Genomic DNA, 26,142 nt, shown 5'->3' with positions numbered 1-26,142 from the left:
GGAATTCGGAACCTCGTCCCCGGAGGACGTATGGACAAAGAAGCCCTCCGCCGCAAATACCTCGAAGAGCGCGACAAGCGGCTCCGCCCGGACGGCAACGACCAGTACGTCCGCCTCACCGGCCGCTTCGCCCACTACCTCGACGACCCGTACACGCCGAGGACCGAGCGCGAACCGAAGACCGACCACGTGACGGTGGCCGTGGTCGGCGGCGGGTTCGCCGGGCTCGTCACCGGCGCCCGGCTCAGGGAGGCGGGGGTCGGCGACGTGCGGATCGTCGAGAAGGGCGGCGACTTCGGCGGCACCTGGTACTGGAACCGCTACCCGGGAGCCCAGTGCGACACCGCGTCGTTCGTGTACATGCCGCTCCTGGAGGAGACCGGCCACATGCCGACGGAGAAGTACGCGCACGCCCCCGAGATCCTGGAACACTGCCGCCGCATCGGCAAGCACTACGGCCTGTACGACGACGCGCTCTTCCACACCGAGGTCCAGGACCTGGAGTGGGACGCGTCCCGGTCGCGCTGGACCGTCCGGACGAACCGCGGCGACGCCTTCACCGCCCGGTTCGTGGTCATGGGCATCGGCCCGCTGCACGTGCCCAAACTCCCCGGCATCCCGGGCATCGACGATTTCCGCGGGCACTCGTTCCACACCAGCCGCTGGGACTACGACTACACCGGCGGCGACCCCACGGGCGCGCCCATGGACCGGCTGGCGGACAAGCGCGTCGCCGTCATCGGCACGGGCGCGACGGCCGTCCAGTGCGTGCCGCACCTGGCCCGCGCCTGCGCCGAGCTGTACGTGTTCCAGCGCACCCCCTCCTCGGTGGACGTACGCGACAACCGGCCCACCGACCCCGCCTGGTTCGCCGGGATCGCCACCCCCGGCTGGCAGCGGCGCTGGCTGGAGAACTTCACCGGCAACCAGACCGGCGGCCTGGTCGACGAGGACCTGGTGATGGACGGCTGGACCGACATCGCCCGCCGCGTCCGCGCCCGCATCGCGGCCCTGCCGCCCGAGGACCTGACCCCGGAGAAGATGGCGCAGGCGTACGAGGACTCCGACTTCGAGAAGATGGAGGAGATCCGGGCCCGCGTCGACGCGGTCGTCGCCGACCCGGAGACCGCGGCGAAGCTCAAGGCCTGGTACCGCCAGCTCTGCAAGCGTCCCTGCTTCCACGACGAGTACCTGCAGTCCTTCAACGTGCCGGGCACCCGCCTGGTGGACACCGACGGCAAGGGCGTCGAGCGCGTCACCGCGCGCGGGGTGGTGGCCGCGGGCGTCGAGTACGAGGTCGACTGCGTCATCTACGCCTCGGGCTTCGAGGTGACCACCGACTACACCCGGCGCGCCGGCTACGACCTGACCGGCCGCGACGGCCTGCGGCTCACCGACCGCTGGGCGGACGGCATGCGCACCCTGCACGGCATCCACGTGCACGGCTTCCCGAACGTCTTCGTCGTCCAGCCCACGCAGGGCGCGAACCTCATCTCCAACATCCCGCACAACCTCACCGAGGCCGGCCGGACCATCGCCACGATCGTCAGCCATGCGCTCGACCAGGGCTTCGACGAGGTCGAGGCGACCCGGGAGGCCGAGGACGCCTGGATCGAGCTGCTGCTGTCGGGCCCCGGAAGCATCCTGGGCGCCTCCGCCGACTGCACCCCCGGCTACTACAACAACGAGGGCCGCGACGCCGGCATGAAAGGCCGGCTGAACATCGGCCATCCACAGGGGGCGATGGCGTACTTCGCCTACATCGACGGCTGGCGCACGTCGGGGAAGTTCGAGGGGCTGGAGTTCCGCAAGCGCGCAGAGGGAGAATGACCCGGCGCTCACCGCGAGAACATTACTGCCGCCGCAGTGAATTCACTCTTCCGTGACGGGGACATTGTCCGTCATGGCATTCGATGTCACACTCATGCGTAACGCCACCAGGGAAAAGAGGTTTTGCCGTGGCGCGTCCATGGGAAGCTGACACATCGGCCGAACTGCGACGACGCCTGGGGAGGTCGGCCCTTGAGCTCGGCGATACCACGGCAAGTCCCTCATGTCCTGACATCTGGGAGCTTTCCAATGGCGATATCGCGGTGATAGGACGCGACCTCACGGAGAGTTATCGTGGCCGCCTGCCCGCGGGGGTTAGTATTGCCCGAGACGAACGCCTGGTCGTCATTCCCCGCAAGATGCTCGTAGCCGCCAAGCCGGATATCCCTGATGCTTAGAAACGTCGCTGCGGCGCAGTCCCAGCTGCTCACTCCAGATGAGTATTTCGCCGATTTCTGGCCGTACTTCCGCGGGCTCGAACGTGTCTTCTGGAAACTGGAGACCCGCCAGAGCTACCGCGAGCCGGACGAGCCGAGCTGGCTGGCCCTCGACGCCGGCGACTGGGGCGAGGCGATCCGGCTCATCGACGAGCGTCGCAGCGAGATCCAGCGGCCGCTGCGCGAGGCGGGGGAGTTCGCGATGCGGCGCGTCCGGCTCGTCGAGCGGCCCTTCAGCCGCTACCTGCAGTGGGAGCTCTACTACATCCGCCTGCGGGCGCTGGCGGGTGAGCACATCCGCGTGCTCGAAGCCGACCGTCTGCCCGCGCTCGGCTTCCCCGGCCCGCTGCCCGAGCTGGTCGTCCTTGACTCGACGGTCATGTACGAGGTGCTCTACAGCGAGGACGGCACACTGACCGGAGCGCGCAAGATCCTCGACCGGTCGTTGATCGAGAGCTGCGGAGACGACATGGAGAAGCTCTTCGGCCAGGGGGTGGAGCTCATCCCGTACATGGCCGCCGAACGCGACGTCCTCCCCCCGCCCCTGCGCCACTCCACCGTGTTCTAGCCCGGTGAACAGGCGGTCGTTCGGGCGCTACTGGGTGACCATCCTGCTCCTGCTGTCGGTGGTCGCCGCCGCCGGACTGGTCGTCGCCTCGCCGTTCTTCCTGGCCGCCCTCGGGCGCAGCCGCGGCGACTGGTCGGTGCTCGGCGACATCGGCCAGACGTACGGCGCGGCCTCGGCCATCCTGGCGGTCCTCGCGCTCATCGGCGTGGCGTTCTCGCTCGTGCTCCAGGCCAGGGAGGCCAAGTCCGCCAGGGAGCAGGCGCTGCGCACGCTGCACGGCGACCTGATGAAGATGGCGATGGACGACCCGCTCTACCGGGCCTGCTGGGGAGCGTTCTTCGCCTCCGGCGACGAGGAGGCCCAGCGGGCCCACCTGTACGTGAACATGATCGTCAACCACTGGCTGCTGATGTGGGAGCTGCGCTCGATCACCGAGGCGCACCTGCGGGAGATCGCCGCCACCGTGCTCGCCGGGCCGATCGGGCGCGACTTCTGGCGGCAGGCGCGGACGCTGCGGACGACGAGCGCCGGGTCGCGCAGGGAGCGCCGGTTCAACCTGATCATCGACGACGTCTACTCGGAGGTCACCGCCGGCGGGGCGGCGCCCGTGGCCGCACAGGCGCCCCGCGGGGGGAGTTCTGTGGTGGTGGGGGTCGGGGTGGCCCTCGCGCTGCTTGTTGTCGGTCGGCGTATTTTGCGCAGATTCGTCGGGGATGGGCGCTAGTTTCGTCCACCATGAGCTACGACCTGTACTTCGGCTCGGCGGGCGATGAGCCGCGCCCGCCGGACCTGGTGGCCTGGAACAACGTCGTCACCCAGGCCCGCGCGCTCCTCGGCGACGTGACGGTCTTCGAGGACCCGCCCAACTGGGAGCTCGAACACGAGGGCACCGGCATCTCCGTGGACCACTGGGCGGGCGGCTGGGGGATCAGCGTGCCCTACTGGTGGCACGGCGAGGCCGCGGGCCGGGTCGTGGACCTGATGTACCAGGTGGCGCGGATCGTCGAGCGGGAGTCGGGGCTCGAAGGCAACGATCCCCAGCTCGACTGCCCGCTCGCGGACGCGGACGCGGCGGCGGCGGTCCAGATCTTCGACGCGGTCGCGGTGCGCTACGGGAGGGCCTGACCCACCAATCTGAACGATCGGTCGTTAATGTATGCTGGCGGCATGGCCGACGTGAAGGAAGACGGTCGCCGGGCGCGCGGACAGCGCAGCCGTGAGGCGATCCTCGGGCAGGCCGTGTCACTGGCCTCGGTGCACGGTCTGGACGGGCTGACCCTGGGCCGGCTGGCCGAAGCCGCCGGAGTCAGCAAATCCGGATTTTTCGCCCACTGGCGAGATAAAGAGCAACTTCAGCTCGACACCATCGAGTGGGCCGTCCGCCAATGGACCGACGAGATCGTCAAGCCCGCGCTCAAGGCTCCTCCCGGCGTGGCCCGCGTCCTGGCCCTGCACGAGGCCCGCCTGCGGTTCTACGAGAGAGGCGTCCTGCCCGGCGGGTGCTTCTTCTACACGGCGCGGGTGGAGTTCGACGACCGTCCAGGCCCGGTCAGGGACCGGGTGGCCGAGTCGATGGCCGACTGGCTGAGGTTCGTCGAGCGGCTGGTCCGGGAGGCGGTCGAGCTGGGGGAGCTGCCCCCGGAGACCGACCCGGCGCAGCTCGCGTACGAGATCGACGCCCTCGGCGAGGCCGCGGTCACCCACACCCGCCTGCTCGGCAGGGGCGAGGCCGCCTACGAGCGGGCTCGCCGAGCCGTCCACGACCGACTGAAGGAGTTCGCGTGACCCAGACCCGCCCCGCCCAGGTGCACTTCGACGACCTCGACGCGATGGGCCTGCTGCACAACTCGCGTTACGCCCTGCTGGTCGAGCGCGCGATCTCCGCCTACTGGGCCGAGCAGGGCTGGAGCTTCGACCCGGCGATCTCCAAGTTCAAGGACCTCTACCTGGCCGTCCGCGAGTTCAAGATCACCTACAACGCGCCGGTCATGGGCGCGGGCGAGGTGCAGGTCGACTTCTGGATCGACCGCATGGGCCGCACCAGCGGCGTGTACGGCTTCCGCGTCCTGTCGCAGGACCGCTCGGTCGTGCACGCCGAGGGCTACCGCGTCAACGTCAACCTCGATCCGCAGACCTTCCGGCCCACGCCGTTCAGCGCCGAGCTGCGCACGGCCGCCGAACCGCTGATGGCGGGCTGAGCCGCCGACGGTAGACCCTGCACTACTGCGTGCCGTTCCCGCCCCCGGATACGGTCACCGGGTGGGAAACAGGACCGCGCTCGAAGCGCTCACGCAGCGGCCGCCCGGCTTCCTCCGGTCGGCCTGGCCGTGGCGGTGCGTGGCGTACCTGGTGGGCAGCGTGGTCCCGGGGGCGGCCGTCGCTCTCGGGGTCCTCGCGGTCGGGCTCGCCGGGCCGCCGGTCGGCCTGCTGCTCGTGCCGCCGCTGTCGGCCCTGGTCGTGCCGCTGATCGCCCGCTTCGAACGGGTGCGGCTGCGTCTGGTGGACCCCGTGCCGCTGCCGCCGGTGCCCGACCGGCGCCGGCGGGAGATCGGGGTCGCGGTCATGACGGTGTTCGCGATGTGGTGGATCGACCTGGTGATGCTGGGGTTCACCGTCGGGGGGCCGGTGCTGCTGATCCTGTCGCCCGTGGTCCAGCCGGAGGCCGGGCCGGTGCCGGGCGCCGTGGCGGGCGTGGCGGGGGTGCTGCTGCTGCCGGTGGCGGCGTACACGATCACGGCCTGGGGCGGGGCGCGCGGCGCGATGGTCAGGGCGGTGCTCGCGCCGGCCGGGTCGGAGCTGGGCGAGGTCATGCGGTCGCGGGCGCGCCTGGTGGACGCCTTCGAGACCGAACGCCGCCGGATCGAGCGGGACCTGCACGACGGCGCGCAGCAGCGGCTGGTCGCGCTGTCGATGACGCTCGGCCTCGCCCGGCTGGACGTGCCCGACGACTCGCCGACGGCCCGGCTGCTCGACGTCGCGCACGACGAGGCCAGGCAGGCGCTGGCCGAGCTGCGCGAGCTGATCCGGGGCGTGCACTCGCAGGTGCTCACCGACCGGGGGCTGGGCGCGGCGATCCGCGACGTGGCCGGACGCTCGCCCGTCCCCGTGGACGTGGACGCCGACGAGCTGGGACGCCTGCCCGCGCCCGTCGAGGTCACCGCCTACTACGTGGTCAGCGAGGCGCTGGCGAACGTGGCCAGGCACAGCGGAGCCACCAGGGCCACGGTCACCGCCCGGACGGCGGCCGGCACGCTGGCCGTCGAGGTGCGCGACGACGGCGTCGGCGGCGCGGACCCGGCCAGGGGCACCGGGCTGACCGGCCTGGCCGACAGGCTGGCCGTGGTGGCGGGAAGACTGTCGGTGTCCAGCCCGCCGGGCGGACCGACCCTGGTACGAGTGGAGATCCCGTGCGCGTCGTGATCGCCGAGGATGCCGTGCTGCTCCGCGAGGGGCTGGTGGGGCTGCTCGAACGTTTCGGCCACACCGTGGCGGCCGCGGTCGGCGACGCCGAAGCCCTGGTCGCGGCGGTCGCCGAGCACCGCCCCGACGCCGTGGTGACCGACGTGCGCATGCCCCCGGACTTCACCGACGAGGGCCTGCGCGCCGCGCTCGGCCTGCGCCGCCGCCACCCCGAGCTGGCCGTCCTCGTGCTCAGCCAGTACGTCGAGCAGACGTACGCGGCCGAGCTGCTGGAGTCCGGCGACGGCGCGGGCGTCGGCTACCTGCTGAAGGACCGGATCGGCGACGTGCGCGAGTTCGTCGACGCGCTCGACCGGGTGGCCGCGGGCGGCACGGTCGTGGACCCGGAGGTGGTGCGCCAGCTCCTGCGCCGGCGGCGCGACCCGCTGGCCCGGCTCACCCCGCGCGAGCAGCAGGTGCTCGCCCTGATCGCCGAGGGCCGCGCGAACGCCTCGATCGCCAGGGAGCTGGTCGTCACCGACGCCGCGGTGGCCAAGCACATCGCCGGCATCTTCACCAAGCTCGACCTGCCGCCCGAGTCCGACGGCCACCGCCGGGTCCTGGCCGTGCTGGCCTACCTTCGGGGGTGACCGGCGGGAAGTCCGAAAAGTAAGGTTCGTTGCCATGAACGAGCAGTGGCAGGAGGTCGGCGACCGGGTCTACGTGCGTCGCCATCGGTCCTTCGACCTGAACACGGGCCTGATCGTGGGCGACGGGCACTGCCTGGTGCTCGACACCCGCAGCTCCCACCGGGAGGCGGCCGACCTGATCGACGCGATCAGGACGATCACCGGCCACCCGTGGACGGTCGTGAACAGCCATTCGCATTTCGACCACTACTTCGGCAACGCGCTCTTCCGTCCCGCCGAGATCTGGAGCCACGTCCGGTGCGCCGAGGAGATCGACGTCTACGGCGAGCGGCACCGCGCGGACGTCATCGAACGGCTGCCGGACCGCCGCGCGGAGATGGAGGAGGTCGCCATCGTGCCGCCCGACCACACCTTCACCACCTCGGCCAGCCTCGACATCGGCGGACGCATGGTGCACCTGCGGCACTTCGGGCTCGGCCACAGCAGCAACGACATCGTCGTGCACGTGCCGGACGCCGGCGTGGTGTTCGCCGGCGACCTGGTCGAGGAGGGTGCGCCGCCGGCGTTCGGCGACTCCTACCCGCTCGACTGGCCGGACACGACGGCCGCGATGCTCGACGCGCTGCCCGAGCCGGTGTTCGTGCCGGGGCACGGCGCGGTGGTCGGCCGGGCCTTCGTCCAGGAGCAGCAGGCCGAGCTGGCGCTGGTGGCGGAGCTGGCCGCGAAGGCCCACGTGGAGGGGCTGCGCGACTCGATCACGCGGTTCCCGTACCCGGAGGAGGTGTCGCGGCAGGCGATCGAGCGGGCCTTCCTCCAGCTCGACAGGTGAGCTATATTGCAAACTGCAATATAGGGGGAGGCAACATGGCACAACGCAAGGGCCTGGTCGACCTGACCGTGCTCGCCCTGCTCACGGTGCAGCCGAGCCACCCCTACGAGCTCCACCGCTTCATCATCGACACGCACAAGGACTACATCACCGGCCTGCCGCGCAGCCTCTACCACGCGGTCGAGCGGCTGGCCAGGGACGAGCTGATCGTCCCCGCCGCGACCGGGCGCGAGGGCCGCCGGCCCGAGCGCACGGTCTACGAGATCACCGACGAGGGCCGCGAGGAGCTGATCACCCGGCTCCGGCGGCTGCTGGAGCAGCCCGACCCCGACCGGCGCGCCTTCGTGGCGGCCATCTCGCTGATCGGCTGCCTGCCGCTGCCCGAGGCGCAGCGGGCGCTGCGCACCCGCGCCGCCACCCTCGAAGGCACGCTCGCCGGGATGGAAGGACACATCAAGGCCATGCACGACAGTGGCCTGCCCGAGATCCTCATGCTGGAGGTCGAGTGCGAGCAGGCGCTGCACGCCGCCGAGCTCGCCTGGATCAGAAGTCTTCTCGACCGGCTCGACCAGGGCGAGCTCGCCTGGACGAGCACGACCGAGGGGTGAGAGAAGGGCCGCCGGGGTGCGCCAACACCCCGGCGGCCGGACATCCGAACACGGCGCCTGCCCTGCCCGGACGCGCAACTCCCAGGATAGGCGCCGCGACGAAAGGAGCTGTGCCATGTCCGAAGAGATCACCCGCCTGGTGGAGCGGATGACCGAGACCTGGAACGCCGGCGACTCCGCCGCCTACGCCGGCCTGTTCACCGAGGACGCCGACTACGTCACCTTCTTCGGCCTGCACCTGCAGGGCAGGAAGGCGATCGAGGAGACCCACCGCGCGCTGTTCGAGACCTCCGTCAAGCTCGCCGAGGGCGGCCCCGCGCCGCTCGTCAGGCCGCTGACCGACGACGTCGCGCTGGTGATCGTCGGCGGCAGCTCGTCGGTGGGCGGGGTGCCCGACCCGAGCAGGGAGTCCGTCGTCACGCTGACCGCGCTGCGCACGCCGGAAGGCTGGCGGTTCGCCTCCTTCCAGAACAGCCGGGTGCGCAAGCCATGAGGAAACGGCTGATCACCGAGGTGGCCGGGGTGGTCGGCGCCCCGGCCGAGCAGGTGTGGCAGGCCCTGACGCGCTCGCTGCCGACACACCCGATGACCGTCGAGAAGGACGGGTACACCGTCGCCTACCAGGGCGGCTGGTGGTACCGGGGCGAGTGGGCCGTGCTCCCGCACCCGGAAGGCGCCCGCGTGGAGCACCGCGTCTACGACGTGGCCGAGCGGGGACGCTGGGCCGTGCCCCTGGCCAACCGGTTCTTCATCGGGTTCGCGCAGCGCACGAGGGAGGGCTTCGCCGAAGGCATCTCCCGCATAGGGCGAGAATTGGGGTGCTCCGCCAGGCTGTCCTAGGCTGCTGGCCATGAGCCTGGTGTGGGAACCGCTGACCCCTGACGACGCCGAGGCGCTCGCCGCACTCCTGGCCGCGATCGAGGCCGAGGATCGCACGGGCGAGGTCCACGACCTCGACGACGTCAGGGAGCAGCTCGGCCACCGCCTGATCGACCTGGCCGCGGGGACGCTCGCGGCCAGGCAGGGCGGCGAGATCGTCGCCTACGGCTACCTGCCGGCCCGGCAGTCCGCCACCGACACCCACGTCATGCGGCTGTCGGGAGGCGTGCACCCCGCCCACCGCAGGCGCGGGCTCGGCCGGCGGATCGTCGACTGGAGCCTGGCCGCGGCGCCGGGGCTGAGCGAGCGAGCCTTCCCCGGCGTGCAGCCGGAGATCCACCTCTACGCGCCCGACACCAACGTCGGGCTGAAGGCGCTGGCCGAGGGCGCCGGTTTCGTCGCCAACCGCTGGTTCGCCCAGATGGGACGCTCGCTGTCGGGCGACCTGCCGGCCGTCGCGCCGCCCGCCGGGGTGACCATCGCCCCCTGGTCGCCCGAGCTGGACGAGGGCGCCCGCCGCGTACGCAACGAGGCGTTCCTCGACCACTGGGGCAGCGTCCCGCACACCCCGGAGAGCTGGCGCGACTACATCGTCGGCTCCCAGAACTTCCTGCCGGAATCGTCGTTCCTGGCCCTGCACGAGGGGCGGGCGGTGGGCACGCTCATCACCCACACCTTCGAGGGCTACAACGCGCTGGCCGGCGAGCGCCGGGCCTGGATCCAGATCATCGGCACGCTCCGGGAGTGGCGCGGCAAGGGCGTGGCCGGCGCGCTGATCGCGCACGCCCTGGCCGCCTTCCGCGCGCAGGGGTTCGACACGACCGGGCTGGGCGTCGACGCCGACAACCCCACGGGAGCCGTCAGCGTCTACTCCCGCGCCGGGTTCGAGATCTTCCAGCGCAGCACGAACTACGCCCTGGCCGTCAAACGGGGCTGAGCGCCCCCTCCGCGAGGGGGAACCGGGCCACGAAACCGGCGTCCGTGTACGTGAGCGTGCCGCCGTGCAGGTGGGCGATGTCCCTGGCGATGGGCAGGCCGAGCCCGGCGCCGCCGGCGTCCCTGGCCCGTGCCTCGTCCAGGCGGGTGAAGCGGCCGAAGACGGCCTCGCGGTGTTCCGGCGGGATCCCCGGGCCGTCGTCGCGCACCTCCAGCACGGCCCGGCCCTCCTCGGCGCGCACCCGTACGCGTACGGCCGCGGCGGCGTGCCGTACGGCGTTGTCGGCCAGGTTGGTGACCAGCCGGTCGAGGTGGGCGCGGGAGCCGTGCAGCACCACGTCCGGCTCGATGTCCAGCTCGACCCTGATCTCCGGCCGCCGCCTGGCGCGCAGCGACTCCTCGGCCGCCACCTGACCCAGGTCCAGCTCCTCGGTGCGCAGCGGCTCGCCGGCGTCCAGCTTGGCCAGCATGAGCAGGTCGGCGGCCAGCGACTGCAGGCGTTCGACGTCGGCCAGCGCCTCGCGGGTGAGCTCGCTCTGCTCGGCCAGTTCGAGCCGGGCCCGCAGGGTGGCGATGGGGCTGCGCAGCTCGTGCGCGGCGTCGGCGACGAACCGCTTGTGCCGGCCCACGGCCGTCTCCAGGCGGTCGAGAGTGCCGTTCACGGTGGTGGCCAGGGCCGCGATCTCGTCCTTGGAACCCGGCACCGGCACGCGCTGGTGCAGGTCGCGGGCCGTGATGTCGGCCACCTTGGCCCTGATCGCGGCCACGGGGGCCAGCGCGCGGCCCACGGAGAACCAGGTCATCCCGGCCACCACGAGCAGCAGGGCGGGCACGCCGGGCAGCAACGCGCCGTACAGGGCCTGGACGGCCTTCTGCACGCCGTCCAGGGAGACCCGCGACCAGAGCGTGGCCGGGCCGGTCGGCGTGCTCACCTGCAGGCCCGCGACGGCGTAGTCGGCCGGCTGCGCCCACAGGGCGGGTGAGCCGGTGGCGCGGCCGGCCAGGACGAGGTCGGGGTCGGCGAGCCGCACCACGGACAGGCCGTCCATGAGGATCGGGCTCGTCTGGGCGACGGTCGTCGTGGCCGCCGGCGTCAGCCCCTCGGGCATGATCGGCACCGTCTCCGCGTACGGCATCGCCGCCGCGGCACGCCTGACCGCCTCCTCGCCCGCGTTGCCCTCCAGCGTGCCGCGCAACGCCATGACCAGCACCAGGGCGGCCACGCCGAGCGCCAGGGCCACCACCAGCGTCGCCGCGACGGTGGCCCGCACCCGCACCGACGACAGCCCGCCCGACAGCCGGGCCCACGTCGGCCGTCCGAGCAGCGCCTTCATGCCGCCTCCAACCGGTAACCCGCTCCCCGGACGGTCACCAGCGTCGTCCGGCCGAACGGCAGGTCGATCTTCCTGCGCAGGGCGCTGATGTAGACCTCGACGATGTTCGGGTCGCCGTCGTAGGAGAAGTCCCACGCCTGGGCCAGCAGCTCGCTCTTGGAGACCACCTCGCCGGGGCGGCGGGCCAGCGCGTGCAGCACCGCGAACTCCTTCGGCGTCAGCCCCACCTCCACCCCGCCCCTGCGGCAGCGCAGGCCCGCCGGGTCCACCACCAGGTCGCCGACCGTGATCGTCACCGGCCGCTCGGTCCCGCCGCGCCGCACCAGGGCGCGCAGCCGGGCCAGCAGCACCACGTACGAGAACGGCTTGGCCAGGTAGTCGTCGGCGCCGTTGTCGAGCGACTCGGCCTCGTCGTAGACGCCGTCCTTGGCGGTGAGCATCATGATCGGGGTCCAGTCGCCCGCCTCGCGCAGCCGGGAGCAGACCGTGTAGCCGTTCATCCTGGGCAGCATCACGTCCAGGACGATCACGTCGTAGGCGTTCTCGGTCGCCATCCACAGGCCGTCGCGCCCGTCGTGGGCCACGTCCACGGCGAAGCCCTCGCCCGCCAGCCCGCCCTTGATCAGGCCGGCCAGCCGTTCCTCGTCCTCCACCAGCAGCACTCGCACGACGTCCAGAGTGCCTGAGCGAACCTAAAGCCAACCTGAAGATCATTTAGGGCGCGTTCAGGGTCGCTTCAGGTGCGGGCGAGCACGCTCGGGGCGTTCGGATGGATTCCACTGAGGAGAATGCATGTTCAAGCGACGTCTCGCGGTCCTCGGCACGGTGGGGGTGCTCGCGCTCGCGGGCCTGGGCGGCTCCGCCCTGGCCGACGGAACCCCCGCACCCGACGCCACCACCGCCACCACCGCGGCTGTCATCTGCCGGACGTCGGACGGCAAGGAGATCAAGCTCGCCGACGGCCCGGCGGCCCGCATTTTCGTCATGCGCGACGAGAAGGGGGAGCGGGCGGACGGCGCGCCGGAGCTCAAGGCCGAGCGGGGCCGCGTGATCGAACTCGCCCCCCGGACGATCACCGAGGCCGCACCGACCACCCCCTCCGCCCCGACCGCCCCTCAGTCCGGCACCGAGGCCGCGCCCACGACGCCGAGCGCCACCCTTCCCGAGGGCGAGGCCGTGCCCGCCGTCCCGGCGACCCCCCTGACCGACGCCGAGACCGGGCCCACCGCCCTTCCTGAAGGCGAGGCGGCGCGGATGCTCCCGGCGCTGCCCGCGACCGAGCTTCCCCCGGGCGCCGTGAAGCTGGACGACCCCGGCAAGGTCGTCCACATCGAGTGCGCCCCCGCCGAGCCCGCCAAGTAGGTTCACCCGGGGAACGACGGGTGCGGACCGAGCGCCCAGTACTCGTACAGGCCGTGGCCGACGAGCCCGTCGTACTCGAAGCGGCCGACGGCGTCGACCAGGCCCCACATCCTGGCGGCGTCGTCCGGCAGCCGGTACGTCACCGCCTGCACGACCGTCCTCGGCCCCTGGTACATGCCGTGCCTCCAGTCCGGCTCCAGCCCGTATCCGGTGCCGGCCATGAGGTGCACCGGCAGCACCGGCGTGCAGCGCACCTCGAACGGCCGGCCGCCCGGCGGCGAGAAGGCGATCACGGCGTCCACGACGTCCCGGGTGCCCGGGGCGTAGACCGGGCGGTAGTCCGGCCGGCCGAGGTACTCCTCCTCCCGCCCGTCCGTCCAGACGCGTACGGCCTCCTCCAGCAGCCGCCGGCCACGGTGGTCCTCCTGGATGATGCACAGGATGGCGTGGTCGTCGAACTTCATCGGCGTGTACAGCCAGTAGAACGTGCCGGGGTCGTTCGCCTGGATGCCGGGCGGCTCGGGCTCGCCCACCGGCCGCACGCCCCATGACCGGTCCCTGGTGCCGAGCCAGCGGTCGGGGGTGACCGGGATCACCTGGTCGCCGACGGCGATGCTGCCTGACCAGCGGCCGGTCTGGGCGAGCCGCACCGAGTCGAACATCACCCGTTCCCGCCGGCGCAGGAAGTGGCGGGGTTCGAGGGTCGCCGGGATCGTCCCCTCCCAGTCGAGCTCGAAGGACAGGCCATGCTCGGTCGGCTCCAGGATCACGCGGAGCCGCTTGAGCCCTTCGATCACCTCGACCCGGAAGGGGCCGATCCTGGTGTCCATCCGGTCGGGGCCCAGCTCGCGCGAGGCCCGCACGACCCGGTGCAGGTCGCCGTGCCTTACGAGGGCGAAGGCGTCGGTGACGCCGAGGTTGGGGTACTGGCCGAGGCCGACGATCAGCATGAGCTCGTCGGTGCCGGCGTGGCAGTTGAAGTAGTAGCGGTCGTAGAAGTTGCGGTCGGAGGTGGCGACGTGCCGCATGACCTGGGCGGTCTGGTGCACGGGGTGATCGTCTAGCGGTGACAGCGCCATGCCCGGCTTTGTAGCAAGCGCTTGGTGAACCGTCAACGGGCCGGAACGCGAAAGCGCGCCCCCCCTCTCGTGAGAGCGGGGGCGCGCTTCCGGTCCGGATCAGGGCATGTTGTGCGATGCCTGGTCCGTCTTGTTCTGCACGTTGGACGCCATCCGGTCCGCCGAATGCGCGGTCCTGTCCGCCTTCTCACCGACCCAGCGTGATGCATCGGAGGCAGAGTCCTTCATGTGCTCGGTCCACTGCTGGGCGTTGCGACGGTAGGCCATGTAGCCGATCGCGCCGACCGCAAGACCGGTCAGCAGCACCATCGTCGGCCACCGCCGTGACCGGGACGGTTTCGGGTCGATTCGCTTGGCCGCCGCCGACAGCATCCTGCTGACCTTGGGGGCGACCTGATCCTCGAACCCGTGCGCCGCGGCGTCGAGCCTCGGCGCCGCCCAGTAGCGGGCGTCTTCGATGCGCTGTGCGGTGGCCACCTTGGCCTGGTCCGCCATTGGCGCCATGCGATGGCCGGTCTTGACGGCCTGGGCCTTCATGCGGCCCATCCACGTGGCGGGTACCTCTATTACCACGCGGCGTCTCTTCAGTGTCAGGGACACGACAACCTCCCCTGTCGTTGGGGCCCCGCGCTTGACCTTCCCTGGACAAGGCGGCTCAATCATGGCGGTCCATGGGAGGATGGCTCAGGAGGCCGAACGGCCATACTGCTCAGAACATCACAAACAACCCTGTGCATAGAGGGGGGCAGCTGTCTCGTGGCTGAGAAGCTGATCGCAAATCTGAAGACCAATCGCGGCGATATCAAGGTCGAGCTTTTCCCGAACCAGGCGCCGAAGACCGTCCGCAACTTCGTGGAGCTCGCCGAGGGCACCCGCGAGTGGACGCACCCGGAGTCGGGCGAGAAGAGCACGGCCCGTCTGTACGACGGAACCATCTTCCACCGGGTCATCTCCGGTTTCATGATCCAGGGCGGCGACCCGCTCGGCCAGGGCATCGGCGGCCCCGGCTACGAGTTCGACGACGAGATCCACCCGGACCTCTACTTCAACCGGCCCTACCTGCTGGCCATGGCCAACGCGGGCGTCCGGTTCGGCAAGGGCACCAACGGCTCGCAGTTCTTCATCACGGTCGTGCCCACGCCGCACCTCAACGGCAAGCACACGATCTTCGGTGAGGTCGTCGAGGGCCAGGACGTCGTCGACGCCATCGCCAAGACCGACACCGACCGGCGCGACCGTCCGGTCCAGGACGTCGTCCTGGAGTCGGTCACCATCGAGCGCGTACAGGGCTGAGCCGATCCCTGACGGGGGCGGGCCGTCCACGGGTCCCGCCCCCTTCGGGCAGGCATGTCACAGCCCTGATCGACGGCACACAGCTACGTCCGGTACGTCATAGGCTCTGGACATGACCAGCCAGCCGCCCAGCCCGCCCTCGCAGCCCGAGCAGCCTGCCGAGGCGGTCCCCACGTGCTACCGGCATCCCGGCAGGGAGACCTGGGTCCGCTGCCAGCGCTGCGACCGGCCCATCTGCCCCGACTGCATGCGCGACGCCGCCGTGGGCTTCCAGTGCCCCGAATGCGTCGCCCAGGGCAGCCAGAACTTCCGCCAGGCCCGCTCCACCTTCGGCGGCCAGGTCGTCGGCACGCCGTACGTCACCTGGGCCATCCTGGCCGTCAACGTCCTCGTCTTCGGCGCCCAATACCTCGTGCCCGCCGTCACCGGGGCGCTGCAGATGTGGCCGGCCGGAGTGGCGGTCTTCGGCGACTACTACCGGCTGGTCAGCGCCGCGTTCGTGCACGCCGGCGTCTTCCACATCCTGTTCAACTGCTGGGCGCTCTACGTCGTCGGGCCCTATCTGGAGCGCGCGTTCGGGCACGTGCGCTACACGGCCCTCTACCTCGTCAGCGCCGTCGGCGGCAGCGTGCTCAGCCTCTGGCTCGACCCGCTCGGCCAGCCGACCGTGGGCGCGTCCGGAGCCATCTTCGGCCTCTTCGGCGCCGTCTTCGTGGTGGGCCGCAAGCTCAACATGGACGTACGCGGCATCGCCATGCTCATCGTGATCAACCTGGTGATCACCTTCGTGTTCCCCGGCATCAGCTGGACCGGGCACGTCGGTGGCCTGATCACCGGTTCGGTGCTGGCGGGAGCGATGGCCTACGCCCCCAAGAACAACCGGACCCTGTGGCAGGTGCTGGCGATCGCGGGAGCGCTGGCCGTGCTAGCCGTGCTCGTGATGGCCCGGACCTCGGCGATCCTGAGCTCGATCTGACTTCCCCAGGCTGTGGAAAAGACTGTGGAAAGAACTAACGCCAGCGGGTGGAAAGAACCACACCGAAGATGATGAAGACAAACCCGATCAGCAGGTTCCAGTTCTGGAGGTCGCTGAAGAAGGGCGCCTGCGGGGCGACGTAGTAGATCGCGATCCACAGGATGCCGATGATCCAGGACACCACCATGGTGGGCGCCAGCCAGCGCGGGCTGACCTTGACCTGCTGGGACTTCTGCGGCGGGGTGTAAACCGCCTTCTTGCGAGCCTTGGACTTGGGCACTGGGTAACTCCTGCTGAGGGCCTGGGCTTCCGGATCGTCCACAGGCTCTTCGTTAAGCGTAGTTGAAGCGTGCCCCAGGATAGTCGCCACGCGCACGACATGGCGATCCCCCACGTCGGGAGATGTCATGAATACGCTGACGACATGCGGTCCATCTTCCGGGCCGTGGGGGAGCTGAGCATCAGCGCCGGCCTGGTCCTCATGTTGTTCTGCGCCTACCTGCTCTGGGGCACCGGCGCCTACACCAAGAGCCAGCAGTTGCTGCTCCAGCGCGAGCTGGCCGCCGAGAAGGCGGAGCGCGACCGCGGCCGCATCGACAAGATCGAGCTCGGCAGGGCCGTCGCCATGCTGAGCATCCCGAGGCTCGGCCGCGACTACCGGTACGCCATCGTCGAGGGCGTGGACGCCGAGCACCTGAAGAAGGGCCCGGGACACTACCCCGACAGCGCCATGCCCGGCCAGATCGGCAACTTCGTGGTCTCGGGCCACCGGACCACGTACGCGGCCCCGTTCAAGGAGCTCGACGAGCTCGAACGCGGCGACGAGATCATCGTGGACGCCCGCGAGGCCCGCTACACCTACCGCGTCACGTCCCAGGACGTCGTGGAGCCCACGGAGGTGGAGGTGCTCGCCCCCGTCCCCGGCAAGCCCGACATCCGTCCCATCCGCGCCTACATCACCCTCTCCACCTGCCACCCCGAGTACTCCGCCGCCCAGCGCCTCATCGTGTACGGCGTGCTCAAGAAGACCGAGCTCAGAAAGGAATGACATGTACGGCTGGATCTGGCGCAAACTGCCCGGCGACCCCCGTCGCAAGGTGCTGACGGCCGCCTTGCTGGTCGCCGTCGTGGGGGTCGTACTCTGGTATGCCGTGTTCCCGCTCCTGGAGCCGGCGGTGACGCTCGACGAGGTGACCGTAAGAAGATGACCCGCGTGCTGGTCGTGGACAACCACGACAGCTTCGTCCACACGATCGTCCAGTACCTGCGCGTGCTGGGCGCCGACTGCGACGTGCGCCCCCGCGACGTCGTGGGCGTGCGCGACGGCGACGCCTTCGACGGCGTGCTCGTCAGCCCCGGGCCGGGCACCCCGGAGGCGGCCGGCGTGAGCGTGCCCCTGGTGCTGCGCGCGGCCGAACGCGGCATGCCCCTGCTCGGCGTCTGCCTCGGCCACCAGGCCATCGCGGTCGCCTTCGGCGCCACCGTGGCCCGCGCGCCCGAGCTGGTCCACGGGCGCACCAGCGCCGTGCACCACGACGGCAAGGGCGTCTTCGAGGGCCTGCCGTCGCCGGTGGCGATGACCCGCTACCACTCGCTCGCCGTGCTGCCGGAGACCGTCCCCGAGGTCCTCGACGTGACCGCCCGCACCGACGACGGGGTCATCATGGGCCTGCGCCACCGCCGGGCGCCCATCGAGGGCATCCAGTTCCACCCGGAGTCGGTGCTGTCCGAGCACGGCCACCAGCTGCTCGGGAACTGGCTGCACGGGATCGTGTAACGCCCGGCTCGCACAGAGCGACTACCAAATGAACGCCCCCGCCGTTGCCCCCGAGCGGCGGGGGCGTTCTCCACGCCCACCCTCAGAACCCCCGCCACCCCGCCCCTGACTCTTCCCGAGAGGCGGGGTGGGCGTTCGCGTCGGAAGCCTTGCGGTGGAACGCCGAGGGCCGCCCTTCCCGTGTGGGGAGGGCGGCCCGGGGTGGTCGGTCAGCCGTTGAGGCCGTCGTCGCCGATCGGGTTGTCCTCGGTCGGCTCGTCGGACGGGAAGTCCGTCTGGTCGTCGGTCGGCTGCTCGGTCGGCTGCTCGTTGGTGGGCGGCGGAGCCGTCTCGGGGCCGGTGGACACCACGATCGTGATCGTCGTGTTCGGCTGCAGCTTCTGGCCCGCGCCCGGGTTCTGCTGGATGACCGTGCCCTCGGCCTGGTCACTGGCCTGCGGCGACACCTTCACCTTGAAACCGGCGCCCTTGAGCGCGGCGATGGCGTCCTGCTGGGTGTAGCCGATCACGTCAGGCAGCTCGGTCAGCTCGAACGGCACGTAGAGGGTGACGCCGGCGTCCTTCTCGATCTCGGTGCCGGCCGCCGGCTTGGTCTCGAAGACCTTGCCCTGAGGCTTGGCGGACTGCTTGGTCTTGACCACGCCCTTCAGGCCGACGTCGGCGAGGGCCTTCATCGCGTCCTCGGTGCTCATGCCGATGAGCCCGTCGGGTACGGCGACCTTCTCCTTGCCCTTGGACACGACCAGCTTGACCGTGGCGCCCTTCTCGACCTTCTCGCCCTCCGCCGGCTCGGTCCGGATCACCGTGCCCTTGCCGAACTCGTCGCTGGCCTCCTGCACCACCTCGGGCTTCAGGCCCAGGCCGATGAGCGCCTTCTGCGCGGGTTCCAGCTTCTGCGTGGCCAGGGCCGGGATGGTGACCGAGGCGTCGGTGGGCGCGGTCTTGGTGCCGAACACCAGGTAGCCAACCGTGACGAAGGCGCCGATGATCAGCAGCGGGATGATGATCCACAACGCTGTCTTGACCGCGTTGCCGCCACCGCCGGAGGCCCTGCGCCGCCCCATGCGGGTGCCGTCGCCGTCGCCGTACTCGTACGGCGGGACCGCGCCGGTGCGCTGCGTGGCCGGGCCCTGGGCCGCCTGGGTGGCGGTCATCATGCGGGTGCCCTGGTTGAAGTTCCCGGTCATCGCCATCGTCTGGGCGTCGACCGGCATGCCGGACATGGCGCGCTGGATGTCGGCGCGCATCTCGCCGGCGTTCTGGTAGCGGTGGGCCGGGTCCTTGGCCATGGCCTTGAGCACGATCGCGTCGGCCCACGCCGGGATCTCGCGGTCGATCTGCGAGGGCGGGATCGGCTCTTCGCGGACGTGCTGGTAGGCGATCGCCACCGGGGAGTCGCCGGTGAACGGCGGCTGGCCGGTGAGCAGCTCGTACAGCACGCAGCCGGTGGAGTAGATGTCGCTGCGGGCGTCGACGCGCTCGCCCCGGGCCTGCTCGGGCGACAGGTACTGGGCGGTCCCTATCACCTGCGCCGTCTGGGTCATGGTGGCGGCCGAGTCGGCCATCGCGCGCGCGATGCCGAAGTCCATCACCTTGACGTCGCCGGCACGCGTGATCATCACGTTGGCCGGCTTGATGTCACGGTGGACGATGCCGCCGCGGTGGCTGTAGTCGAGCGCGCGCAGGATGCCGTCGACCAGCTCGGCCGCCCGCTCGGGCAGCAGCCGGCGGTCCTGGCGCAGCAGGTCGCGCAGCGTCCGGCCGTCGACGTACTCCATCACGATGTAGGGCACCGGGGTGCCGTCGGTGACGTCTTCGCCGGTGTCGTAGACCGCGACGACGGCAGGGTGGTTCAGTGAGGCCGCCGACTGCGCCTCGCGGCGGAAACGGGCCTGGAAGGTGTGATCGCGCGCCAGGTCGGAGCGGAGGGTCTTGATCGCGACTATGCGGTCCAGCCGGATGTCTCGGGCGCGATACACCTCGGCCATGCCGCCGCGCCCGACGACACCGTCGAGCTCGTAACGACCTCCGAGTAGCCGAGGCTGAGTCATTTCCTGCACTGTCCCTTACCGTTCATCTTGGGTACCGGCCTGCTCGGGGGGCCGCCGGTGTCCATCATCGACCCCGTAGCGCATCACGTCTCCTCCTTCGGCGGGTTTGTGCCACCCGGGTCCGGCGAAGCGGTTGGTGTCGGAGTTGTCGGTGTCCTGCTGGGCGTTGGGGTGGTGGGGGTGGGAGTCGGGGTACGGGTGGTCGGGGTTGGCTTCGGTGTCGGCTTCTTCGTGGGAGTAGCCGACTTGCTTACCGTAGCCGACCGCGAGGGTACCGGCCGCGTCGACTTCACCGGAAGCGCCGGGGGCCGGCGCGTGTGCTTCTTCGTCCGCGTGGGCCTGAGCAGCTCGGGCGACTGCATCGGGGTGTGGCTGGGCTCGGCGATCTCCGGCAGGGGAGGCGGCGTCGTATCGCGGTTGGCGAACGTGATCGCGCTCAGCCCCACCGCGGCCACGCAGCCGGCCGTCGCGACCAGCGCCAGCGTCCGCGCGCCGCGGCGGCTGCGGGGCGGCGGATCGGGCGGGCTCTGGACGGTCGTCGCCGGGGCGAGGCTCTCGGTCGCCCGCTGGTCCTCCGTGGCCGGCTCGCGCACCCGGAAACCCGCGGGGTCGGTGTACATGCTCAGGTCGGCGCCCTGCTCGACGCCCTCGACCAGCGACTGGCGCAGCACGTACGCCCGGTCGGCCGCCTCCAGCGCCGAGGCCGGACGCATCCCCGGCTCCTTCGACAGCAGCGTCATGACCAGGTCGCGCACCGGGACGGGCACGTCCGCGGCGAGCGGCGGCGGCTGCTCGTTGAGGTGCAGCAGCGCGATCGCCACCTGGCTGTCGGCCCGGAACGGCGTGTGGCCCGCCAGGCACTCGTAGGCCACCACGCCCAGCGAGTACAGGTCGGTCGCGGGCGTCAGCGGGAAACCCTGGGCCTGCTCGGGGCTGACGTACTGGGCGGTGCCGAGCACGGTGCCGGTCTGCGTGACGGGCGCGGCCTCCAGGGCGCGGGCGATGCCGAAGTCGGTCACCTTGATCGTGCCCTCGCGGGTGACCAGCAGGTTGCCGGGCTTGACGTCCCTGTGGATGATCCCGGAGGAGTGGGCCGCGTGCAGCGCCTTGGCGGTCTGGTGCACCACGTCGAGGGCCACCTCGGGCCCGAGCGCGCCGTTGCGCCCCAGGATGGCCGACAGCGGCTCGCCGTGCACCAGCTCCATCACGAGATAGGCCAGATCGCTCTGCTCGCCGTAGTCGAAGATCTGGGCCACCCCGGGGTCGGCCAGGGCGGCCGTGAGCCGCGCCTCGTTGCGGAAGCGCTCGCGGAACGTGGGGTCGGCGTGCATGTGACTGCGCAGGATCTTGACCGCGACCTCGCGGCCCAGAAGCTCGTCACGGGCGCGCCACACCTCTCCCATACCGCCCGTGGCGATGCGGGAGAGCAGAAGATAGCGGTTACGGAGCCGCATGACCCAGCACGTTACCGTCACTCACTTGTTCAGCACCGCCTCCAGCACAGCCTTTGCGATCGGGGCGGCGGTGTGACCGCCCGTGGCCTCCGCGCCGACATTGGCCGCGCCCGACTCGACGATGACCGCCAGCGCCACCTTCGGGTTCTCGGCGGGCGCGAAGGAGATGAACCAGGCGTGCGGCGGCGCGCCGGTGCTGGTCTCCGCGGTGCCGGTCTTGCCGCCCACCTGGACGCCCGGCACCTGCGCGAGGTTGGCCGTGCCGTTGTTGACCACGCTAACCATCATGTCGCGCAGCTTGCTCGCCGTCTCGGAGCTGACCGCCTCGGTCAGCTCCTCGGGCTTGGCCTCCTCCATGACGTCGTTCTTGGAGTCGGTGATCTTGTTCACCAGGTACGGCTTCATCACCTTGCCGTCGTTGGCGATGCCCGCCGCGATCATGGCCATCTGCAGGGGCGTCATCCGGTTGTCGCGCTGGCCGATCGAGGCCATCGCGAGCGCGGCGTCGTCGTACTTGCTGCCGAAGTCGCTCTGGGCCACCGACATCGGCACGCCGATCTGCTTGCCCATGCCGAACTTCTCGGTCTGCTCGTTGAGCTTGTCGTAGCCCAGCTGCATGCCGATCTTGGCGAACGGCGTGTTGCAGGACTTCTCCAGCGCGTACACGAGCGGCACCTGGCCGGCGCCGCAGGCCGCGCCGCCGTAGTTGGGCAGGCTGATGTTGGTGTTGGGCAGCGGCAGCCGCTGCGGTGCGTCGACCGTGGTGTCGCCGCCGCGCGAGGAGTCGTCCTCCAGGTACGCCGCCGCCGTCACCACCTTGAACGTCGACCCCGGCGGGTACGTCTGGGCGATGGCCCGGTTGAGCAGCGGCTGGCTCTTGTCCTTGTCCAGCTCGTTGTAGCGGGTGAACACCGTGCCCTTGTCGGTGCCCGACAGCTCGGCCGGGTCGAAGGTGGGCAGCGACACCATCGCCAGGATCCCGCCCGTCCGCGGGTCGAGCGCCACCAGCGCGCCGCGCTTGCCGCTGGCGCGCAGGGCGTCGTAGGCCGCCTTCTGCGCCTTGGGGTTGATCGTGAGGTCGACGTTCGCGCCCCTGGTCGGCTCGCCCGTGAACAGGTCGATGCTCCGCCGCAGCAGCAGGTCGGCGCTGGAGCCGTCGAGGAGCTTGTTCTCGGCCCCCTCGATCGCGCTCGCACTCTCGGGCGAGAAGTAGCCCGTGACGTGCGCGTAGAGCTTCCCGTCGGTGTACTTCCTGAGGAACCTGAAGTTCTTGTTGTCGGTCTCCACCGATTGGGCGATCACCTTGCCGCCGGCGGTGATGCGCCCGCGCTCGACGGCGTAGCGCTCGTAGTAGTTGCGTCGGTTGCTCGGGTTGGAGCGGTAGTCGTCGGCCCGGACCGCCTGGAGGATGTTCACGTTGATCATCAGGAGCGCGAACATGACCAGGCAGGCCACGGCCGTGCGCTTCAGAGTGCTGTTCATCGCTGGAACACCTGGGTGAGTCCTTCGTTCTGGATCGCCTGGGGCGGGGGCCGTCGCGCCGCGTCTGACATGCGTACCAGCAGCGCGATAAGGATCCAGTTAGCCAGCAGCGCCGAGCCGCCCTGCGACATGAACGGGGTGACCAGGCCGGTCAGGGGGATGAGGTTCGTCACGCCGCCGACGATGATGAACACCTGCCAGGCCAGGATGAACGACAGGCCGCCCGCCAGCAGCTTCGAGAACGGGTCTCGGGCCACGAGCGAGGTGCGCAGGCCGCGCTCGACCAGCAGCGCGTAGAGCATGAGCAGCGCCATCAGGCCGGTCAGCCCGAGCTCCTCGCCGGTCGCGGCGAAGATGAAGTCGGAGAAGCTCAGCGGGATCAGGTCGGGGTGGCCCTGGCCGAGCCCGGTGCCGAGGATTCCGCCCGCGCCGAACCCGAACAGCCCCTGCATGATCTGGTAGCTCTTGCTGCACATCGGGTCGCCCGGCGGGTCCTCCAGGCAGACGGGCGCGGTGCCGTAGTAGACCGGGTTGCTCGGGTCGAGCCAGGCGTCGAAACGCGCGCCCACGTGGTCGAAGACCTGCCCGGCGAGGAAGGCGCCGCCGACGAACAGCAGGATGCCGATGAGCACCCACGAGGTGCGCTGGGTGGCGATGTAGAGCATCGCGATGAACGTGCCGAACAGCAGCAGCGAGGTGCCCAGGTCCTTCTCGAAGACCAGCACCAGCAGGCTGAGGCCCCAGGTGACCAGGACCGGGCCGAGGTCACGGGCGCGCGGCAGGTCGATGAAGAGCAGCCGCCGCCCGGCCAGCGCCAGCACGTCGCGCTTGGCCACCAGGTAACCGGCGAAGAAGACCACCAGCGCCAGCTTGGCGAACTCGCCCGGCTGGATGGAGAAGCCGCCGACGCGGATCCAGATCTTGGCGCCCTGGACCTCGCTGAGCGAGCCGGGCAGCAGCGCCGGGATCGCCAGCAGCACCAGGCCCACCGCGCCCGCCGTGTACGTCAGGCGTTGCAGCATGCGGTGGTCGCGCAGCACGATCAGCGTGATCGAGAACATCACGACGCCGACGCCGGTCCACATGATCTGGTTGGCCGCCGAGGCGCCCTTCATGTCGGCCGACTCCAGCCGGTAGATCATCACCAGCCCGAGGCCGTTGATCAGGGTCACCAGCGGCAGGATCAGCGGGTCGGCCCAGGGCGCGAACTTGGCCAGCACCAGGTAGGCCGCCAGCATCAGGCCGCCCAGGCCCAGCCCGTAGGCCAGCATGCCGGCCGGCACCTTGCCGTCGACGGCCAGGCCGACGTTGGCGTAGGCGCCCATGATGATCAGCACCGCTATGGCGAGCAGGACCAGCTGGGCCACCCGCCGTTTGGCCGGCATCGGGACGGGGGTCGCGAGCATTTCTGCCATTTATTGCGATTTCGTCTTGGTGGCGGAGGGAGTCGGGGACGTGGCCGTGGTGGAGCTCGTGTCGCCCGTGTCACCCTTGTCGTCCTGGGAGAACTTCAATCCGTTTATCTTCGTCACGCCTTCGTTGACGTCGGTGACGGGGATGCCGCTCTTGATCAGGGCCTGGTCCGCCGGGGACAGCTTGGAGAGCGGACGGCCGGTGCGCTTCTCCACGTGGAAGAACTCGATCGGCCCCACCTCCTGCTTGATCCCCTGGAAGATGACCACTTCGTCGCCCCTGGCACCGACGAAGAACTGGTCCTGGGTCCACTGCCATCCGAGGTAACCGCCGGCGCCCAAGGCGACGGCGCCCACCCCGAGCACGGTGACCAGCACGGGCCACACACGACGGCGCCGCCCCGACCGCCGCGTCGCCTGCGCGACCGGCTCGTCGAAGTCGTCACCGTCGGTGATCGCCGGCTGGGGTGCGGTCACCGCGCTCACTCGCCCCGGCTGGGTCTCCGGGGCGCCTCCTCGTAGCCTGGTCATCCCCGCGGCGCCGACGACCGCCGCCTCCACGGGAACCTCCTGGCCGTCGCTGATCTCCAGCACGTCGGCGAGCACGCATGTGATGTTGTCGGGCCCGCCGCCCCGGTTCGCCAGATCGATGAGCTGGCGGACCACCTCTTCGGGGTCGTCGATGTTGGTCAGCGTGGCGTGCAGCGTCTCGGCGCTCACCACGCCCGACAGGCCGTCGGAACAGAGCAGGTAGCGGTCGCCCACCTGCGCCTCGCGCAGGGTGAGGTCGGGATCGACCTCGCCGCTGCCGTCGAGCGCGCGCAGCAGGATCGATCGTTGGGGGTGCGTGGCCGCCTCTTCGGGCGTGATGCGCCCGTCGTCGACGAGCTGCTGCACCAGGGTGTGGTCATGGGTGATCTGGTAGAGCTCGCCGCGTCTCAGGAGGTAGGCGCGCGAGTCGCCCACGTGCACCAGGGCGACCTGGGTGCCGTTCCAGAGCATGGCGGTGAGCGTCGTGCCCATGCCTTTGAGGCTGGGATCCCGCCCGACCATCTCGTGCAGCCGGCGATTGGCGTCGCGCACCGCTGCCTCAATGGCGTTGAGCAGGTCACCCCCCTGTTGGGCCTCTTCCAGAGAGGCCATGGCGGCGATGGCGACAGAGCTCGCCACCTCGCCGTGTGCGTGCCCGCCCATGCCGTCGGCGACGGCCAGCAGGCGGCCGCTAGCGTACGCCGAGTCCTCGTTCCCTTCGCGGAGGAGGCCGACGTCCGAGCGGGCGGCGTAGCGGAGTGCGATGGTCATTTGCGCAATTCAATGACTGTCTTGCCGACGCGGATCGGAACACCGAGCGGCACCGGGGTCGGACGGGTGACTTTCGAGCGGTCGAGATACGTGCCGTTGGTCGAACCGAGATCTTCCACGATCCACTGACCGTCCTGAGGGAAGAGCCGGGCATGCCGGCTGGATGCGTAGTCGTCGCTGACTACCAGCGTGGCGTCGTTCGCCCGGCCAATGGTGATGGGCGTCTCCGTGAGGTTAATGGTGGTGCCCTGCAATGGGCCACCGGTAACGATGAGCTGGCGTGGCTCGCCCTTTTTGCTCTTGGGCTTGACCACCGGTTTGGCGGGCTTCACGGCTTTGCGCGGGCCCGCGGGAGCCGTGCGTGAACCGAACAAGTCAGTCCGGATCACGCCGACTGCGGCAATGACGAAAAACCACAGCACCGCCAGGAAGGCGAGCCGGATCAGCAGCAGCGTGAGCTCGGACATGGACCGTCTGTCTACCC

31 protein-coding genes are annotated in these 26,142 nt (G+C 70.6%); 20 read left to right on the top strand and 11 right to left on the bottom strand.

The window, feature by feature from the left end:
- The first annotated feature begins 30 nt into the window (after positions 1-30).
- The 14 genes from ABT158_RS41790 to ABT158_RS41725 all read left to right on the top strand — a co-directional run bounded on the left by ABT158_RS41790 (position 31) and on the right by ABT158_RS41725 (position 10,137).
- The gene (locus tag ABT158_RS41790; protein WP_352363357.1) at positions 31-1,830 is read left to right on the top strand and encodes a flavin-containing monooxygenase; all 1,800 of its coding nucleotides are present in this window, start codon (positions 31-33) and stop codon (positions 1,828-1,830) included.
- Between the two features lie 128 nt (positions 1,831-1,958).
- Positions 1,959-2,228, top strand: coding sequence for a hypothetical protein (locus ABT158_RS41785; protein WP_352363355.1), 270 nt, complete (start codon positions 1,959-1,961; stop codon positions 2,226-2,228).
- Positions 2,221-2,835, top strand: coding sequence for a DUF6879 family protein (locus tag ABT158_RS41780; protein ID WP_352363353.1), 615 nt, complete (start codon positions 2,221-2,223; stop codon positions 2,833-2,835). The genes ABT158_RS41785 and ABT158_RS41780 overlap by 8 nt, the downstream gene beginning before the upstream one ends.
- A gap of 4 nt (positions 2,836-2,839) precedes the next feature.
- Positions 2,840-3,559, top strand: coding sequence for a DUF6082 family protein (locus ABT158_RS41775; protein WP_352363351.1), 720 nt, complete (start codon positions 2,840-2,842; stop codon positions 3,557-3,559).
- A gap of 11 nt (positions 3,560-3,570) precedes the next feature.
- Complete coding sequence (locus ABT158_RS41770) at positions 3,571-3,960, top strand: hypothetical protein (protein ID WP_352363349.1); 390 nt, start codon at positions 3,571-3,573, stop codon at positions 3,958-3,960.
- A gap of 42 nt (positions 3,961-4,002) precedes the next feature.
- Positions 4,003-4,620, top strand: a complete 618-nt coding sequence (locus tag ABT158_RS41765) for a TetR/AcrR family transcriptional regulator (RefSeq protein WP_352363347.1) — start codon at positions 4,003-4,005, stop codon at positions 4,618-4,620.
- On the top strand, positions 4,617-5,033 hold the full coding sequence (locus ABT158_RS41760) for an acyl-CoA thioesterase (protein WP_352363345.1): 417 nt from the start codon (positions 4,617-4,619) through the stop codon (positions 5,031-5,033). Before ABT158_RS41765 ends, ABT158_RS41760 begins: the two co-directional genes overlap by 4 nt.
- Before the next feature lie 61 nt (positions 5,034-5,094).
- On the top strand, positions 5,095-6,255 hold the full coding sequence (locus ABT158_RS41755) for a sensor histidine kinase (protein WP_352363344.1): 1,161 nt from the start codon (positions 5,095-5,097) through the stop codon (positions 6,253-6,255).
- Positions 6,243-6,884: a response regulator gene (locus ABT158_RS41750; protein WP_352363342.1), complete on the top strand. Its 642-nt coding sequence runs from the start codon at positions 6,243-6,245 to the stop codon at positions 6,882-6,884. The genes ABT158_RS41755 and ABT158_RS41750 overlap by 13 nt, the downstream gene beginning before the upstream one ends.
- A gap of 34 nt (positions 6,885-6,918) precedes the next feature.
- Complete coding sequence (locus ABT158_RS41745) at positions 6,919-7,713, top strand: MBL fold metallo-hydrolase (RefSeq protein WP_352363340.1); 795 nt, start codon at positions 6,919-6,921, stop codon at positions 7,711-7,713.
- Between the two features lie 35 nt (positions 7,714-7,748).
- Complete coding sequence (locus tag ABT158_RS41740) at positions 7,749-8,321, top strand: PadR family transcriptional regulator (RefSeq protein WP_352363339.1); 573 nt, start codon at positions 7,749-7,751, stop codon at positions 8,319-8,321.
- Between the two features lie 115 nt (positions 8,322-8,436).
- Positions 8,437-8,814, top strand: coding sequence for an SgcJ/EcaC family oxidoreductase (locus tag ABT158_RS41735; protein WP_352363337.1), 378 nt, complete (start codon positions 8,437-8,439; stop codon positions 8,812-8,814).
- On the top strand, positions 8,811-9,161 hold the full coding sequence (locus tag ABT158_RS41730) for a hypothetical protein (protein WP_352363335.1): 351 nt from the start codon (positions 8,811-8,813) through the stop codon (positions 9,159-9,161). Before ABT158_RS41735 ends, ABT158_RS41730 begins: the two co-directional genes overlap by 4 nt.
- 10 nt (positions 9,162-9,171) lie before the next feature.
- Complete coding sequence (locus ABT158_RS41725) at positions 9,172-10,137, top strand: GNAT family N-acetyltransferase (RefSeq protein WP_352363333.1); 966 nt, start codon at positions 9,172-9,174, stop codon at positions 10,135-10,137.
- On the opposite strand, the gene ABT158_RS41720 is transcribed toward ABT158_RS41725, so the two are convergent.
- Positions 10,124-11,470, bottom strand: coding sequence for a sensor histidine kinase (locus ABT158_RS41720; RefSeq protein WP_352363331.1), 1,347 nt, complete (start codon positions 11,468-11,470; stop codon positions 10,124-10,126). The genes ABT158_RS41725 and ABT158_RS41720 overlap by 14 nt on opposite strands.
- Positions 11,467-12,138, bottom strand: coding sequence for a response regulator transcription factor (locus tag ABT158_RS41715; RefSeq protein WP_352363329.1), 672 nt, complete (start codon positions 12,136-12,138; stop codon positions 11,467-11,469). The genes ABT158_RS41720 and ABT158_RS41715 overlap by 4 nt, the downstream gene beginning before the upstream one ends.
- Before the next feature lie 124 nt (positions 12,139-12,262).
- On the opposite strand from ABT158_RS41715, the gene ABT158_RS41710 reads away from it, so the two are divergent.
- Positions 12,263-12,832 (top strand): hypothetical protein, encoded by a 570-nt coding sequence (locus ABT158_RS41710; protein ID WP_352363327.1) that lies wholly within the window; start codon positions 12,263-12,265, stop codon positions 12,830-12,832.
- Positions 12,833-12,834: 2 nt separating this feature from the next.
- On the opposite strand, the gene ABT158_RS41705 is transcribed toward ABT158_RS41710, so the two are convergent.
- Positions 12,835-13,911, bottom strand: coding sequence for an Rv3169 family protein (locus tag ABT158_RS41705; protein WP_502911613.1), 1,077 nt, complete (start codon positions 13,909-13,911; stop codon positions 12,835-12,837).
- A gap of 99 nt (positions 13,912-14,010) precedes the next feature.
- Positions 14,011-14,448 carry a hypothetical protein gene (locus ABT158_RS41700; RefSeq protein ID WP_352363324.1) on the bottom strand — a complete coding sequence of 146 codons (438 nt, stop codon included), beginning with the start codon at positions 14,446-14,448 and terminating at the stop codon, positions 14,011-14,013.
- Between the two features lie 219 nt (positions 14,449-14,667).
- Here ABT158_RS41700 and ABT158_RS41695 point away from each other — a divergent pair, with 219 nt between their 5' ends.
- The gene (locus ABT158_RS41695; protein WP_352363322.1) at positions 14,668-15,204 is read left to right on the top strand and encodes a peptidylprolyl isomerase; all 537 of its coding nucleotides are present in this window, start codon (positions 14,668-14,670) and stop codon (positions 15,202-15,204) included.
- A 112-nt stretch (positions 15,205-15,316) separates the two neighbouring features.
- The gene (locus ABT158_RS41690; protein WP_352363320.1) at positions 15,317-16,180 is read left to right on the top strand and encodes a rhomboid family intramembrane serine protease; all 864 of its coding nucleotides are present in this window, start codon (positions 15,317-15,319) and stop codon (positions 16,178-16,180) included.
- Positions 16,181-16,214: 34 nt separating this feature from the next.
- On the opposite strand, the gene ABT158_RS41685 is transcribed toward ABT158_RS41690, so the two are convergent.
- On the bottom strand, positions 16,215-16,460 hold the full coding sequence (locus ABT158_RS41685; RefSeq protein ID WP_125640971.1) for a cell division protein CrgA: 246 nt from the start codon (positions 16,458-16,460) through the stop codon (positions 16,215-16,217).
- A 144-nt stretch (positions 16,461-16,604) separates the two neighbouring features.
- On the opposite strand from ABT158_RS41685, the gene ABT158_RS41680 reads away from it, so the two are divergent.
- From ABT158_RS41680 to ABT158_RS41670, 3 genes are read left to right on the top strand one after another with little or no spacing between them, the layout of a single operon-like run.
- Positions 16,605-17,228 (top strand): class E sortase, encoded by a 624-nt coding sequence (locus ABT158_RS41680; protein ID WP_352363318.1) that lies wholly within the window; start codon positions 16,605-16,607, stop codon positions 17,226-17,228.
- A 1-nt stretch (position 17,229) separates the two neighbouring features.
- Positions 17,230-17,388 carry a hypothetical protein gene (locus ABT158_RS41675; protein ID WP_352363316.1) on the top strand — a complete coding sequence of 53 codons (159 nt, stop codon included), beginning with the start codon at positions 17,230-17,232 and terminating at the stop codon, positions 17,386-17,388.
- Positions 17,385-17,957: an anthranilate synthase component II gene (locus ABT158_RS41670; RefSeq protein ID WP_352363314.1), complete on the top strand. Its 573-nt coding sequence runs from the start codon at positions 17,385-17,387 to the stop codon at positions 17,955-17,957. The genes ABT158_RS41675 and ABT158_RS41670 overlap by 4 nt, the downstream gene beginning before the upstream one ends.
- 209 nt (positions 17,958-18,166) lie before the next feature.
- On the opposite strand, the gene pknB is transcribed toward ABT158_RS41670, so the two are convergent.
- From pknB to ABT158_RS41640, 6 genes are all read right to left on the bottom strand, one after another.
- Positions 18,167-20,008, bottom strand: a complete 1,842-nt coding sequence (pknB, locus tag ABT158_RS41665; protein WP_352363312.1) for a Stk1 family PASTA domain-containing Ser/Thr kinase — start codon at positions 20,006-20,008, stop codon at positions 18,167-18,169.
- Positions 20,009-20,091: 83 nt separating this feature from the next.
- Positions 20,092-21,462, bottom strand: coding sequence for a serine/threonine-protein kinase (locus ABT158_RS41660; protein WP_352363310.1), 1,371 nt, complete (start codon positions 21,460-21,462; stop codon positions 20,092-20,094).
- Between the two features lie 21 nt (positions 21,463-21,483).
- Positions 21,484-22,944 (bottom strand): peptidoglycan D,D-transpeptidase FtsI family protein, encoded by a 1,461-nt coding sequence (locus ABT158_RS41655; RefSeq protein WP_352363309.1) that lies wholly within the window; start codon positions 22,942-22,944, stop codon positions 21,484-21,486.
- A complete protein-coding gene (locus ABT158_RS41650; RefSeq protein WP_352363307.1) occupies positions 22,941-24,359 on the bottom strand; it encodes an FtsW/RodA/SpoVE family cell cycle protein in 1,419 nt (472 codons plus the stop codon). Before ABT158_RS41650 ends, ABT158_RS41655 begins: the two co-directional genes overlap by 4 nt.
- Positions 24,360-25,658, bottom strand: coding sequence for a Stp1/IreP family PP2C-type Ser/Thr phosphatase (locus ABT158_RS41645; RefSeq protein WP_352363305.1), 1,299 nt, complete (start codon positions 25,656-25,658; stop codon positions 24,360-24,362).
- Positions 25,655-26,125 carry an FHA domain-containing protein FhaB/FipA gene (locus ABT158_RS41640; protein WP_352363303.1) on the bottom strand — a complete coding sequence of 157 codons (471 nt, stop codon included), beginning with the start codon at positions 26,123-26,125 and terminating at the stop codon, positions 25,655-25,657. The genes ABT158_RS41645 and ABT158_RS41640 overlap by 4 nt, the downstream gene beginning before the upstream one ends.
- Positions 26,126-26,142 lie beyond the last annotated feature (17 nt).

Origin of the sequence: Nonomuraea sp. NPDC001636 (assembly GCF_040298265.1) — a bacterium.
Taxonomy (GTDB): domain Bacteria; phylum Actinomycetota; class Actinomycetes; order Streptosporangiales; family Streptosporangiaceae; genus Nonomuraea.
Note: the sequence above shows the minus strand (reverse complement) of the source record. Positions and strands in the feature narration are given on the sequence as shown.

Bases quoted from the DNA above. Each gene is read 5' to 3' on its own strand.
- ABT158_RS41640 (WP_352363303.1), bottom strand. From the start codon at position 26,125: ATGTCCGAGCTCACGCTGCTGCTGATCCGGCTCGCCTTCCTGGCGGTG.
- ABT158_RS41660 (WP_352363310.1), bottom strand. From the start codon at position 21,462: ATGCGGCTCCGTAACCGCTATCTTCTGCTCTCCCGCATCGCCACGGGC.
- ABT158_RS41720 (WP_352363331.1), bottom strand. From the start codon at position 11,470: ATGAAGGCGCTGCTCGGACGGCCGACGTGGGCCCGGCTGTCGGGCGGG.
- ABT158_RS41745 (WP_352363340.1), top strand. From the start codon at position 6,919: ATGAACGAGCAGTGGCAGGAGGTCGGCGACCGGGTCTACGTGCGTCGC.
- ABT158_RS41705 (WP_502911613.1), bottom strand. From the start codon at position 13,911: ATGGCGCTGTCACCGCTAGACGATCACCCCGTGCACCAGACCGCCCAG.
- ABT158_RS41740 (WP_352363339.1), top strand. From the start codon at position 7,749: ATGGCACAACGCAAGGGCCTGGTCGACCTGACCGTGCTCGCCCTGCTC.
- ABT158_RS41765 (WP_352363347.1), top strand. From the start codon at position 4,003: ATGGCCGACGTGAAGGAAGACGGTCGCCGGGCGCGCGGACAGCGCAGC.
- ABT158_RS41680 (WP_352363318.1), top strand. From the start codon at position 16,605: ATGCGGTCCATCTTCCGGGCCGTGGGGGAGCTGAGCATCAGCGCCGGC.
- pknB (WP_352363312.1), bottom strand. From the start codon at position 20,008: ATGACTCAGCCTCGGCTACTCGGAGGTCGTTACGAGCTCGACGGTGTC.
- ABT158_RS41645 (WP_352363305.1), bottom strand. From the start codon at position 25,658: ATGACCATCGCACTCCGCTACGCCGCCCGCTCGGACGTCGGCCTCCTC.
- ABT158_RS41770 (WP_352363349.1), top strand. From the start codon at position 3,571: ATGAGCTACGACCTGTACTTCGGCTCGGCGGGCGATGAGCCGCGCCCG.
- ABT158_RS41650 (WP_352363307.1), bottom strand. From the start codon at position 24,359: ATGGCAGAAATGCTCGCGACCCCCGTCCCGATGCCGGCCAAACGGCGG.
- ABT158_RS41655 (WP_352363309.1), bottom strand. From the start codon at position 22,944: ATGAACAGCACTCTGAAGCGCACGGCCGTGGCCTGCCTGGTCATGTTC.
- ABT158_RS41710 (WP_352363327.1), top strand. From the start codon at position 12,263: ATGTTCAAGCGACGTCTCGCGGTCCTCGGCACGGTGGGGGTGCTCGCG.
- ABT158_RS41725 (WP_352363333.1), top strand. From the start codon at position 9,172: ATGAGCCTGGTGTGGGAACCGCTGACCCCTGACGACGCCGAGGCGCTC.
- ABT158_RS41780 (WP_352363353.1), top strand. From the start codon at position 2,221: ATGCTTAGAAACGTCGCTGCGGCGCAGTCCCAGCTGCTCACTCCAGAT.
- ABT158_RS41730 (WP_352363335.1), top strand. From the start codon at position 8,811: ATGAGGAAACGGCTGATCACCGAGGTGGCCGGGGTGGTCGGCGCCCCG.
- ABT158_RS41675 (WP_352363316.1), top strand. From the start codon at position 17,230: ATGTACGGCTGGATCTGGCGCAAACTGCCCGGCGACCCCCGTCGCAAG.
- ABT158_RS41735 (WP_352363337.1), top strand. From the start codon at position 8,437: ATGTCCGAAGAGATCACCCGCCTGGTGGAGCGGATGACCGAGACCTGG.
- ABT158_RS41790 (WP_352363357.1), top strand. From the start codon at position 31: ATGGACAAAGAAGCCCTCCGCCGCAAATACCTCGAAGAGCGCGACAAG.
- ABT158_RS41670 (WP_352363314.1), top strand. From the start codon at position 17,385: ATGACCCGCGTGCTGGTCGTGGACAACCACGACAGCTTCGTCCACACG.
- ABT158_RS41700 (WP_352363324.1), bottom strand. From the start codon at position 14,448: ATGAAGGCCCAGGCCGTCAAGACCGGCCATCGCATGGCGCCAATGGCG.
- ABT158_RS41690 (WP_352363320.1), top strand. From the start codon at position 15,317: ATGACCAGCCAGCCGCCCAGCCCGCCCTCGCAGCCCGAGCAGCCTGCC.